Origin of the sequence: Vibrio alginolyticus NBRC 15630 = ATCC 17749 (genome assembly GCF_000354175.2) — a bacterium.
Taxonomy (GTDB): Bacteria; Pseudomonadota; Gammaproteobacteria; order Enterobacterales; family Vibrionaceae; genus Vibrio; species Vibrio alginolyticus.
This window is the reverse complement of record NC_022349.1, coordinates 697,424-710,579: the sequence shown is the minus strand read 5'-3', so window position 1 is coordinate 710,579 and position 13,156 is coordinate 697,424. Positions and strand designations below refer to the sequence as shown.

Below are 13,156 nucleotides of genomic sequence, written 5' to 3'. Positions count from 1 at the left end.
TCTTTTAAAGTGATCAAACTTCAATTTTACGTGAATTGAGCTTTATTCTACGGCTTCGGAATTGCTGTACGCCATTGAGTCCAACCTTCTTCAGCTTGTGGATACAAAAAGAAAGATTGCCCACTCTTTGCCGCTGGTGGAATAGTCGATTGCTCTGGCGTTGAAAACGCAATTCCTCCGCGAACTAAACTATCAAAGGTTCCCGCTTTGATGTTAGCGCCGGTAAGCCCGATGGAAACATCTACTCCTGAAACATTCCAGAACACACTGTTTTGACGAACGAGGTAAGCATATTCAGGCTGTATTTTGATAGTCGTGAGGATGCGATCAGCAAATTCTCCTAGGCTTACGTCGGTCACTTGGCCAACTTCCATCTGGCGGTAAAGAATAGGGGTACCGACTTGTACTGAGCCTCTCTGTTCACTTTGTAACGTAAACATGATTCCATGCACGCGTTCTGAACTATTTTCTAATTGAAAATCAAATTTAGCTTTACCTTTACCTGGCTCAACACTGATGGATTTCGAAACCAACGCCCCGAGGTTTTTAACGCCACCTAAACCAATTTCTGGTTCAGTTAGCCAAAAATGTGAGCCTTCAACTGCAATGTTTTCTACGTATTCAGGTAGGATCCTTGCAGTGACTTCAACCATGTTACGACGAAAATTCGGTACAACCAGAGTGATTTCACCAACTTTAACACCTTGATATTCAATCGGCATTCCTTTAGCAATCTCTTGCGAACCGTCGGTTTCTAAAGCAATGACGCGCCCAAACTTGCGAGCGGTTTTTTGATCAGAATACAGCTTCCAGTTTTCTCCGATTTTGTTTTCAACGCCTGGTACGGAGTCAAAAGCGATGCCACCTTCGATTAACGATTTTAAAGGGTGCGCTTTCACACTGACTCCGGCTAATGATGCATCTATCTCAATCCCTGAACGATTCCAAAAAACGGTTTGTGGCGTTACAAGATAAGCGAAGCGGTTTTCGATAGTAGCCTTAATTAGTACTCCGCCATCAACTAGCTGGAAATCGGAGACGTTACCAACTGGAAGATTACGATAGAGTAGAGGGCTGCCTTTGGAAATCGGCGGCAATTCAGAAGCAAATAGTGTTAGAGCCCTAGAGCCACTTTGATTGTACTGCGCCAATTCAGCCAATGATTCATTTTGGAACAGTTGATACTCTTTTTGAATATCCTGCTTGCCTTCGCTCACAAAACTAATTGACCCGGTTAACAACTGCTTTGCTGGAGGAACGGTAACGCTGAGCCCGGATTCAGTTAACTCTGCTGATGCACTGCCGGTTACATAAAAACGATTGTTTGATTTGATCAGATGTTTGTATTCATGGTCAATCAATACATCCATAAATACTTCGTGTTGTGATTTTTTATCTTCCTTAACTAGGCCCACTTTGATGATTGAACCAACAACGATGCCTTTATAAAGTACATTGGCACCGCTATCTAGGCCAAACGAATTGTCGGACACCAACCGAATCGCGATGGACTTTTCTTGCTGTTGGTTAAACACGTTTTTACGAATGGCAGTAAAGCGGCGAGAGCGTTCACCCGCGCCCGGCACGATCGTTAAGAAGTTCCCTCGCACTAAATTAGCAATGTTTTCTACACCAGAGAGGGACACTTTTGCTTCTTCTAAGACAAATCGAGTACCTGTCGTCAGCATGTCACTAAAAGCGGGTTGAATTGCCGCTGACGCCAATATCACTTCTCGGCCTTCGGAAAGGCTCAAGTCCGTAACTTGGCCAATTTCGATTCCGCGATACATAATTGGAGCGCCTTCTCCGCTGATCTTGCTGTCATCAGGTAGGACGATTTTAACCGCGATGCCTCGACCAGCAGTTTTCAAATCTTTATACAAACGGAACTCGGTGTTCTCTTCTACAGGCTCACCATCATCCGGAGAGTCGACGGCGATGGCGCCACCTAGTAAGGCACTCATGCTTTCTAGTCTTACATCGACACCTTCAAAACCGATGCTGGCACCAATTCCACTGACGTTCCAGAATCGACTGCGGTTGTTAATGATATGTCGGTATTGATCCTGAATGTTGGCCTGAATAGTGATAGATTTTGCATCTTCATCTAGCTGGTAACTGTACACTTCACCGATTGGGATTTTCTTATAAACAATTTGAGAGCCAACCGATACACCACCTAAATCACGGCTTTTGAGCTTAATATTCAAACCTTGAGAAACGCGTAAATCTGTTGGAGCAGAGTCTAACGCATGGAATGTTGTCTCAAACTCTTGACCATCTCCGGGTTGAATCGAGATGTAGTTACCTGAGACGAGCGCATCCAGTCCGGAAACTCCCGTTAGGCTAGCTGTTGGTTTTACTAACCAAAAGCGTGTTTTATCGTTCAGTAACTTTGCAGCTTCAGGATAGATATCAGCATCGACATAAATACTGCCGAGATCTTCGGTGAGGTTAATGTCTCTTACCATGCCGACTTCTAATCCTTGGTAACGGATAGTGGTTCGGCCGGCGACAAGACCAGCGGCATCAGAAAAATAGATTTGCACTCGTTGTCCTGCATCGTGTATCGACTTCACAACAAGCCAGCCAGCTAAGACCATGGTCAAAATTGGCAACAGCCAAAGAGGAGATATGCCTTTACTCCGCTTTACATCTGGTACGTATGACGTTTGAGAACTGTTCTGATCACTCATTCATTGACTCTTTTTCTGATTGTTTTGGGTTTGTTTGGTCCCAGATTAGCCTTGGATCAATACTTTCTGCTGCAAGCATGGTCAACACTACGACAACACCAAATGCTACGGCGCCATATCCTGGTGTGAAATCCAGTATCTGACCACGATCGACTAACGTCATCATGATAGAAATAACAAACAAATCCATCACAGACCATTTACCGATCCATTTAACAACAAAGTAAACCATCATTCGTTGTCTCTTAAACACCGAACGTTTGAATTGGATGCAAAGCATGATGTAGGCGAGCCCAAGTATTTTAATCACCGGGACAACGATACTCGCAACAAAAATGATCGCAGCGATTCCATACATGCCGCTTTTTACCAAACCAGCCACGCCTGAAAAAATAGTGTCCTCCAAACGCTTACCATTGGTAAGCAAGATGGAAATAGGGATCAGGTTAGCAGGGAAGATGGCGACCGTTGCTGCGATGAGGTAAGCCCATGTTTTCTGAATGGAGTTTGGCTTGCGATGATATAACTCGTGATGACAACGCTGGCAATGGTCACCTTCAGGCTGGGACAAGTGGCATTCATGGCAATGCACATCTTTATGCTCAAAAGCATATAAACTTTCTGGTTTCCAAGCTTCCCAATAACGACGCACGCTGATTCTTGAAACTAACAAAACGGTAAATATCTGCAAAAGAACCAGACCAATTAACCCCGGACCGACGAAAATGTCGGAATAATCTTGGAGTTTAAAACAGGAAATGGCGATGCTAACTAAGAACACATCCAACATAACCCAATGCTTCAAATGTTGAATTAGCCACAGTGAGATACGAAGCCCACGGAACCATCGTTGATGTAAAGAAATATGCGCCGTTACCACTGAAACACAAACCGTCAGTGGCGCTAGAGAGCTACAAAATAGAATGAGCAATGAAAGAAGAACAAATCCTTCTTCCATCAATGTGATCATCCCTGAAGGCAGGGTTGCCGGAATCATCACACCAAAGAGTCGGATGCTAATAAAGTTAAAAAAGTGCGATGGAATAAATAGTAGGATACAGGTTATCGCGACGGCTAGATTACCAGAGAGGCTAGGGCTACCTCCGCGATATAATTGTGTACCACAACGAGGGCAGTGTGCATTTTTGCCATGGGGTAAGTCGACGATGTCGACAGGCAATTCACAACCTTGGCACAGACGTACGTTATTGGGTTGCATGGCGTGCTTAGACAGAGAGGTCATAACGACCTCTCTAGCTTGAACGATTTAAGCGTGGGACTGTATGCCCCCATATAAGGTTTGATATAAGCCTTCTTGCTCAACTAACTCACCATGAGTACCTGTTTGCGTCACTTTCCCATCTTCAAGCACGTAGATCAAATCTGCTTGTTTAACAGCGGATAGTCGGTGCGCAACGATTAATGTTGTTCTACCACGTAAGAACTCGGTCAGTGCTTTGTGTAAAGCCGCTTCAGTAGCGGTATCTAGCGCAGACGTGGCTTCGTCTAAAATAACAAATTGAGGATTACTCAGCACCATTCTAGCAATGGCAAGCCGTTGTCGTTGACCTCCTGACAAACGAATGCCATTACGACCAACTTGAGTATCCAAGCCGTGGTTCAGTTGAGAAATAACATCTTGCAGCTGAGCCACTTCAAGCGCACGCCAAAGTGACATTTCGTCAAAATCCCCACCAAGCGTTAGATTATGCCTCAAGGTGTCGTTAAATAGTATAGGTTGCTGTAATACCACGGCAATTTTGTCGCGAATTACTTCAAAACCAATATCTTCTGTTAATTCATCATTAAAGCGAATGCTACCGGAGTTTTGACGGTAAACCCCAATAAGTAATTGTATCAAGGTTGACTTACCACCGCCGCTTGCGCCAACTAACGCCACTTTCTTTCCTGCCGGCATATGTAAAGAAAGATTATCTAGGACTTTGTTTTCATTATTGTAAGAGAAATTAATGTTTTCTACTTTAACGTCAACTTCTCTACCTTCTTTGAAAGGATTTACCTTAGGAACCGGTCTCTGCTCTTCTTCTAACTCTAATAAGTCGTTGATGCGTTTTAATGCGGCTTTAGCGCTGTACCAAGAAAACTGAATCCCAAGCAACTCTTGAACAGGAGAAAGCATGAACCATAGGTAACCAAAAACGGCAAATATTTGGCCAATAGTAAGGTCACTGAACATGACCATTAACATTGCGACAGCTCTGAATAATTCAAAGCCGATCAAAAAGAGAAGAAAAGAAACGCGACCAGCCGCTTCAGATTGCCAAGCATACTTGTCTGCATCAACGCGAACTTGGTTCGCACTGTCTTTGAGTTGTTGGAGGAATTCTCGCTCTTTATTGGCTGCGCGTAGTTGGTAGATTCCATCTAATGTTTCAACCAAACGGTTTTGGAAAATTTCAAAAGAATGATTTTCCTTCCGTTTCAGATGTTTAACCATACTGCCTAGTTTACGTGAGAAGTAAATGACAATAGGGTTAACTAACAGGATAAACAGACCAAGTCGCCAATCGAGCCAAAGTAGAACGATAGCAGTACCAATAACAGTCAGAAAACTGATAACGAATTTTGCTAACGTAGAACCAATAAATTTATCAATGGTCTCAATGTCAGTGATAAGGTGTGCGTTGATTCCTCCGCTACCTTTGGTTTCGTATTGTCGGATGCTGATACGGCCGAGTTTGTCGATCATTTTACTGCGCATCTCAAACGTGATGGTTTTTGAAACAAGCGTAAATTGTCGGCTTTGAAGGATATTTAATCCTTGGCTCGCAGCTCGCATAAGAACAACCAAGAACAGGGTGAAGAAAATATAGCCTGTCGGAGTGTGCCACGCTTCAGGGAGAATGGCATTCATGGCGTCTAAGCCTTTTGCAGGTTGGTCCAATAAGACCTCATCAACCATCAAAGGCATGAGGAGGGGAATTGGAACACTAATCAAGGTTGCAAGCACCGCTATCAAGTTCGCTATGATCAGCTTGGACTTGTGCTTTTTTACTTGTGTTATCAACCAAGAACGGCTAATAGTGTCATTTTTCAGAAGCATTGTAATTGAGAATAAGTCCTATTATAAAGTAGGGCTGCATTTTAGCGCCATACATTGAGAATGGAAGCTTTTATAGTAAGTAGGAAGTTAATATGAACTTAGAACAATACCAAAGACTAACCAAACAAGCTGTTGCTCTAATTGAGTCTGAACCAGACTTTATTGCGAACCTAGCAAACTTGAGCTCATTGCTTTTCATGGAACTTGACGATCTTAACTGGGCAGGCTTTTACCTAACAAAAGGTGAAGAGCTTGTTCTTGGTCCGTTCCAAGGAAAACCAGCTTGTGTTCGTATCCCAATGGGTCGAGGCGTCTGCGGTACTGCTGCACAAACTAATACTATACAAAGAGTATACGACGTTCACGAATTTGAGGGGCATATTGCGTGCGATGCAGCGAGCAATTCAGAAATTGTGATTCCATTTTCTATTAATGGAAAGGTGGTTGGTGTACTTGATATTGATAGTCCAAGTATTGGCCGATTTAATGAAACAGACGAAGAAGGTCTCACTCATTTCATGGTTGAAGTAGAAAAGCTGCTTAATTCACACGCGAACGACGCATAAATTAGCCTTCGAGTGTGGTTTTTCCTTGGCATGTCACTATAATACGAGAATATTTTTTCTTAATGCTCGCGGAAATCCGCTCAAATCAGGACCCCTCATGACTGAAAAGTTAAAAAACAGCAAAGAAGTTATTGCATATATTGCTGAATGTTTCCCTAAGTGCTTTACTTTAGAAGGTGAAGCAAAACCTCTGAAAATTGGTATTTTTCAAGATCTTGCGGAACGTCTAAATGAAGACGAAAAAGTAAGCAAAACACAGCTTCGTGCAGCGTTAAGACAGTACACTTCATCATGGCGTTACCTACACGGTGTAAAACCAGGTGCAGTACGTGTAGACCTAGATGGCAACCCTTGTGGTGAGCTAGAAGAAGAGCACGTTGAACACGCGAAAGCGACACTTGCAGAAAGCAAGGCGAAAGTTCAGGCTCGTCGTAAAGAACAAGCACAAAAAGCTCGTGAAGAGGGTAAGGCGAAAGCGAAACCTGCGGCTAAAAAGCCTCAACAGCCTCGTCGTACTAATAAACCAAAAGTACAAAAACCAACTAAGCCTGTAGAAACGCGCGCTCTAAATGCTGATGAAATCACAGTAGGTAACGCAGTTAACGTGAACATGGGCAAAGGAAACATGGCAGCGACCATTGTTGAAATCAATAAGGATGATGTACGTGTTCAACTTGCTAACGGCCTACAAATGGTTGTGAAAGCGGAGCACTTGCGCGCATAAAGGAGATACTCCTACGCATGAATTGCCGTTCAAAAGTGACCCTGATTGCTGCTAGCTTATGGCTAGCAGCATCAGCTCAGGCTCTTGAAGCCAAACTACATAAAGATGACCTGCCGGTTCTTTCTCCTGAAGTTCAGCATGAAACAGCTAGCAAACGAGTCACCTCGCGATTTACCCGCTCTCATTATAAGCACTTCAGCCTCAATGATGATTTCTCTAAAGCGATCTTTGAACGCTATGTAGAGTTGCTTGATTACAATAGAAATATTTTCACTCAAGCAGACATCGATTCATTTAAAAATTGGTCAGTCGAGCTTGATGATCAGCTTAAATCGGGCAACAACCAAATTGCTTTTGATGTTTACAACCTCTCAATGCAGAAGCGTTTCGATCGTTTTGCTTATGCGTTAACTCTACTCGATGAAGAGATCAAGTTTGATACCGATGACGAGATAGAGTTAGACCGCTCTGAGGCCGCATGGCCAAAAGACGAAGCAGAGCTCAACGAGTTGTGGCGCAAGCGTGTGAAATATGACGCGTTAAATCTGAAACTGACTGGCAAAGAGTGGCCAGAGATTAAAGAAGTTTTAGAGAAGCGTTATAACAACGCGATGAAGCGCATCACACAGACCAACAATGAAGACGCATTTCAGTTGTATATGAATGCCTTCGCGCGACAGGTTGACCCTCATACAAGCTACCTTTCTCCACGTAATGCCGAGCAATTCCAATCGGAAATGAACCTTTCTCTAGAAGGTATCGGCGCCGTTTTGCAAATGACAGACGATTACACAGTAATTCGTTCACTTGTTGTTGGCGGTCCGGCCTCAAAGAGTAAGCAACTTGGTGAAGGGGACCGAATCACTGGTGTTGGACAAGACGGTGAAGAAATTGTCGACGTGATCGGTTGGCGTCTGGATGATGTTGTTCAGTTAATCAAAGGCCCTAAAGGCACAAAGGTTAATCTACAGATCTTGCCAGAAGGTAACGATGCGAAGAGTTACATTGTCACAATTGTTCGTGACAAAGTTCGCTTAGAAGATCGTGCAGTTAAGTCAGAAATCATCGAAAAAGACGGTAAGAAGATTGGTATTTTAGAAGTACCAAGTTTCTACGTCGGCTTATCGAAAGACACCGATAAATTACTAGCTGAGTTGAAAACCAAAAACGTTGACGGCGTAATCGTTGATCTACGCAACAATGGCGGTGGTGCGCTAACAGAAGCAACGGCATTGACAGGTTTATTCATTAAAGAAGGTCCTGTAGTTCAAGTTCGTGACAGCTATGGCCGCATCAAGGTGAATGCCGATACCGATGGAAAAGTGAGTTATGATGGCCCATTGACGGTATTGATTAACCGCTACAGTGCTTCAGCATCTGAAATTTTTGCAGCGGCAATGCAAGATTATAATCGTGCAATCATCTTAGGTGAAAACTCTTTCGGTAAAGGTACAGTTCAGCAACATCGTTCACTGAATCATATTTATGATCTGTTCGATAAAGAGCTAGGTTATGTTCAGTACACGATTCAGAAATTTTATCGTATTGACGGTGGAAGTACGCAAAATCGTGGTGTTGCACCAGATATTTCGTACCCAACGCCAATTGAGGCTTCTGAAACAGGTGAAAGTGTTGAAGACAATGCTTTACCTTGGGATCAGATTGATAAGGCACAATATCAAACGTTTCCAAGTAACGACGCCTTAGTTGAAAAACTTACTGCTCTTCATAACAAGCGTATTTCTGATGAGATGGAGTTCCGCTTTATCAATGAAGACATCGAGAAATATCGTAAAGAAAAAGACGATAATACTTTGTCTTTGAACGAAAAAGTTCGTAAAGCTGAATCGGATAAAGCGGAAGCCCTTCGATTACAACGCATAAATGAACGTCAAGTTGCTTTGGGTAAAAAAGCATTCAAAACATTGGATGACATACCAAAAGACTACGAGGCTCCTGATGTTTATTTAGATGAGTCTGTCGCGATTATGGTCGATCTACTTAAGCAGGAAAATCAGTCATAATAACTGGCAATTTAGAATAAAAAGAGTGAGTCTTTCAGATTCACTCTTTTTTTATGCCTTTTTGCCTTCCGCTGTCTCGATATCGAGCAAGATATTCGCTTATTTTCCCCCAATAATTTACGTGATCTACATCTAAAATTTCGCGAAAGTGAGGACTACTGGCTAAGCTAAAAGAAAACGATAAGGATGCCGATATGAAGTGGTTCTTTATTTTACTTAGCTTTTGCTGCTTTAGTGTGTTTGGTGGAGAAAACACCAGAGAAGATGAATTAAGTCACTTTGACACGCCGTTTCTCATCGGAGACTGGTATTTGATGAACCCAAACCCCGAAGAGTCGGCTGAAAACTTTCGTGCGATCAAACTCTCATTAGGTTCTGACTACAGCTTTTCTATTGATATTCAAAAGAAAGACTATTCCGTTGACCATTGGGAAGGGCTGTATAACGCAAATGAAGACACCATCGTTCTTGGTTTAAACACCGACGAGCCTCAAATTTATGCCTATCGCAACAACCATAATACGCTTGATCTTAATGGTGTAACATTCACTAAGGGATTATCCAATTCACTTGCAGGTATTTGGTCTAGCTCTCACGTATCTGGCGACGGTCTTGTGGCCAACAACATTAATCAGATGGATTTGATACTTCAACCTGATTTCGTGTTCATGTTTAGGGTTTCGAACGAAGAAGGGGATGAGTCCATCAAACAAGGTGTGTTTTACACAGAAGATGAGTTTTTGGTTCTGTTGTATGAAAATGGCGAGCATGGAACCACGTATAAGCTCAACAAGAATGAGCTAACGATCGAAGATTCCAATGGTGATATGTACGCCGTACTCAATAGAGTTACGCCATGATGCCTTTAACATGCGCCAAATTACGCGTGCGTACGGTAAGTCATTAATGTTGTTTAAATGTTAATCAAAAAACGGAGCTAGAGCACTAAAAGCTCCGTTTTTTGATAGAAAGACTTGTATTCTGATACCACAACCCCTACAAATAGCTTATATAGTGATACCAGAACTGCATTTTTGATCATGCAGTCTGGTATTTTTGTTGTTCGACATACAAGGATTTATGCTCATGTCTCAAGCTCCCCAGGCCAAATATCGTAAAGATTATAAAGAGCCATCTCATGCGATTACTGATATCGATCTTACTTTTGATCTATATGACAATGACACAATCGTTACGGCGGTATCAAAAGTTGCTCAAAAAGGCGATACAACAACGCTAGAACTCGATGGCGAAGGGCTTGAGCTACGCGCTGTAAAAGTAAATGGTGAGGATTGGGCTCATCACGAGGTGAAGGAGTCATCGCTGGTACTGACCGATCTTCCATCCGAGTTTGAACTTGAAATCGTCACCAAAATTGATCCTGAAGCGAATACAGCACTCGAAGGTTTGTACAAATCAGGCGGCGCATTTTGTACTCAGTGTGAGGCTGAGGGCTTTCGCCGTATCACGTACTATCTAGACCGTCCGGATGTTCTAGCAAAATACACAACAAAAGTGATCGCAGATAAAGCTGCTTACCCATATTTGCTGAGCAATGGTAACCGAATTGCAGAAGGCGATGCAGAGAACGGTCGTCACTGGGTTCAATGGCAGGATCCGCATCCAAAACCAGCTTACTTGTTCGCCCTTGTTGCAGGCGACTTTGATGTATTGCGTGACAAATATACAACGATGTCAGGTCGCAGTGTTGATTTAGAAATCTTTGTTGATAAAGGTAACTTAGATCGTGCAGGTCATGCGATGACATCGCTGATCAACTCGATGAAGTGGGATGAGGAACGCTTTGGCCTGGAATACGATCTGGATATTTACATGATCGTTGCTGTTGATTTCTTCAACATGGGTGCAATGGAAAACAAAGGCTTGAACATTTTTAACTCAAAATATGTTCTGGCGAACGATCAAACTGCGACAGATCGTGATTATTTAGGCATCGAAGCTGTGATAGGTCATGAGTACTTCCACAACTGGACTGGCAACCGTGTCACTTGTCGTGATTGGTTCCAACTAAGTCTAAAAGAGGGCTTAACCGTATTCCGTGACCAAGAATTCTCTTCTGACTTAGGCTCTCGTGCTGATAACCGTATTGATAACGTACGTATTATTCGTGGTCCTCAATTTGCGGAAGATGCAAGCCCAATGTCTCACCCGATTCGTCCTGACAAAGTCATTGAGATGAATAACTTCTACACGCTAACGGTGTATGAAAAGGGCAGCGAAGTTATTCGCATGTACCATACACTCCTTGGCGAAGAGGGCTTCCAAAAAGGAATGAAACTTTATTTTGAACGTCACGATGGTACCGCCGCGACGTGTGAAGACTTTGTTTCTGCAATGGAAGATGCCACCGGTGTTGATTTAAAACAGTTCCGTTTGTGGTACAGCCAATCGGGTACACCAACGCTACGCGTAAATAGCGAATACAACGCTGATGCAAAAACTTACGCACTAACGGTAGAGCAATTTACGGAGCCGACGCAAGACCAAGCAGAAAAACAAGCGCTGCATATCCCGTTCGATATCGAGTTGTATGATTCGAAAGGTCAAGTTATCCCACTGATGAGTAACGGTGAATTTGTTCATAACGTGCTGGATATTAAACAAGATAAGCAAACGTTCGTATTTGAAAATGTCGAAGAACAGCCAGTGCCATCTTTGTTGCGTGAATTCTCGGCACCAGTCAAATTAGAATACGATTACAGCGATGACGAGTTAGTCTTCTTGATGAAGCACGCAACGAACGATTTTGCTCGATGGGACGCTAGCCAAATGCTATTGGCTAAATACATTCGTCAGAATGTGAAAAACGTTCAAGCGGGACAAGAAGTATCGCTTTCTGAAGGTGTGATAGATGCTTTCCGCGGTGTGCTGTTGGATGAAACGCTTGAGCCAGCTTTCATTGCTCAAGTTTTCTCTATGCCTTCAATCAATGAGATTACTGGTTGGTACCAGCAAATTGATATCGATGCCGTAGACAAAGTGCTAAACAGCATTACAGTGTCACTTTCTAAGGAATTAGAAGATGAGCTAAGTGCGACTTATCACACGCTTAAGCAAACAGAGTATACGATCGACCATGCTGCTATTGGCAAGCGTGCTTTACGTAACCGTTGCCTTCAGTACCTAGCATATACGGAAAAAGGTAATGATTTAGTCAACGCGCAGTACGCATCTGCAAATAACATGACAGATACGATTGCTGCGATGAGTGCCGCAAATAACGCTCAGCTCGAGTGTCGTGAAGTACTTATGGCTGATTATAGCGATAAATGGAAGCACGATGGTTTGGTTATGGATAAGTGGTTTGCACTTCAAGGTAGCAATCCTGCAGAGGATGCTCTTGAAAAAGTAAAAGCAACCATGAACCACGAAGCATTTAGTTTGAAAAATCCGAACCGTACGCGCAGCTTAATTGGCTCGTTCTTAAGTGCGAACCCTGTACGTTTCCATGATACATCCGGTGTAGGTTACCAGTTTGCCGGTGAAATTCTTCGCCAACTAAATGATTCGAACCCACAAGTAGCTTCTCGAATGATTGATCCTTTGCTTAAGTTCCGTAAATACGATGAAGCTCGCCAAGCAATGATTCGTGCAGAACTTGAAAAGCTCAAAGCAATGGATAATCTTGCTAAAGATCTATTCGAAAAAGTGACTAAAGCACTAGACGAATAGTAAACAACACAATAGGGTGGTCATTTAGACCACCTTATTTGTTTATGTCACTTAGTTTTCACTTCATGAACTATTACTACTTCAATCTCAACATTTCATATCAAACGTTTTTATCTCATTATTCTGGTGCGGCAAGTGTTGTTCAAGTTGTCACACACAACGGTTTGCGTTTGCAGTTACCCGCCGCGAGATTTAGACCATTTCTTAGTCAATTGGGCGTTAGAGGCCAGTTTAGACTAACAACTAACCAAAATAATAAGTTTCTTAAGTTAGAAACTCTGTGATGTATTGTATTTGCAGAGAGTTAAATAGGAATCTTAGTCACAGAATCGGACATTTCACCTCTTACCACTACGATTAGTTGTTAAACATTTGTAATTATGCTTTTA

The 13,156-nt window shown here is 42.7% G+C and carries 9 protein-coding genes; 6 read left to right on the top strand and 3 right to left on the bottom strand.

Translation table 11 applies throughout. The features are described from left to right. Positions 1 to 47: 47 nt before the first annotated feature. The 3 genes from N646_RS03075 to N646_RS03065 are packed head-to-tail and all read right to left on the bottom strand — an operon-like array spanning position 48 to position 5,760. On the bottom strand, positions 48 to 2,696 hold the full coding sequence (locus N646_RS03075) for an MlaD family protein (protein ID WP_017821870.1): 2,649 nt from the start codon (positions 2,694 to 2,696) through the stop codon (positions 48 to 50). Beyond that, entirely contained in the window at positions 2,689 to 3,939 is a 1,251-nt protein-coding gene (locus N646_RS03070; RefSeq protein WP_017821871.1) for a paraquat-inducible protein A, read from the bottom strand. The genes N646_RS03075 and N646_RS03070 overlap by 8 nt, the downstream gene beginning before the upstream one ends. A 24-nt stretch (positions 3,940 to 3,963) precedes the next feature. After that, positions 3,964 to 5,760 (bottom strand): ABC transporter ATP-binding protein, encoded by a 1,797-nt coding sequence (locus tag N646_RS03065; protein ID WP_021033889.1) that lies wholly within the window; start codon positions 5,758 to 5,760, stop codon positions 3,964 to 3,966. Between the two features lie 92 nt (positions 5,761 to 5,852). On the opposite strand from N646_RS03065, the gene N646_RS03060 reads away from it, so the two are divergent. From N646_RS03060 to N646_RS23335, 6 genes are all read left to right on the top strand, one after another. After that, positions 5,853 to 6,326, top strand: a complete 474-nt coding sequence (locus N646_RS03060; protein WP_005377433.1) for a GAF domain-containing protein — start codon at positions 5,853 to 5,855, stop codon at positions 6,324 to 6,326. Between the two features lie 97 nt (positions 6,327 to 6,423). Continuing rightward, complete coding sequence (gene proQ / locus N646_RS03055; RefSeq protein ID WP_005377435.1) at positions 6,424 to 7,050, top strand: RNA chaperone ProQ; 627 nt, start codon at positions 6,424 to 6,426, stop codon at positions 7,048 to 7,050. 17 nt (positions 7,051 to 7,067) lie between these two features. Next, the gene (gene prc / locus N646_RS03050; RefSeq protein WP_017634279.1) at positions 7,068 to 9,074 is read left to right on the top strand and encodes a carboxy terminal-processing peptidase; all 2,007 of its coding nucleotides are present in this window, start codon (positions 7,068 to 7,070) and stop codon (positions 9,072 to 9,074) included. A gap of 194 nt (positions 9,075 to 9,268) precedes the next feature. Continuing rightward, positions 9,269 to 9,934: a hypothetical protein gene (locus N646_RS03045; RefSeq protein WP_005377438.1), complete on the top strand. Its 666-nt coding sequence runs from the start codon at positions 9,269 to 9,271 to the stop codon at positions 9,932 to 9,934. A gap of 226 nt (positions 9,935 to 10,160) precedes the next feature. Beyond that, positions 10,161 to 12,767 carry an aminopeptidase N gene (gene pepN, locus N646_RS03040; RefSeq protein WP_017821812.1) on the top strand — a complete coding sequence of 869 codons (2,607 nt, stop codon included), beginning with the start codon at positions 10,161 to 10,163 and terminating at the stop codon, positions 12,765 to 12,767. A gap of 65 nt (positions 12,768 to 12,832) precedes the next feature. Then, the gene (locus N646_RS23335) at positions 12,833 to 13,051 is read left to right on the top strand and encodes a DUF2835 domain-containing protein (protein ID WP_080659264.1); all 219 of its coding nucleotides are present in this window, start codon (positions 12,833 to 12,835) and stop codon (positions 13,049 to 13,051) included. Positions 13,052 to 13,156 lie beyond the last annotated feature (105 nt).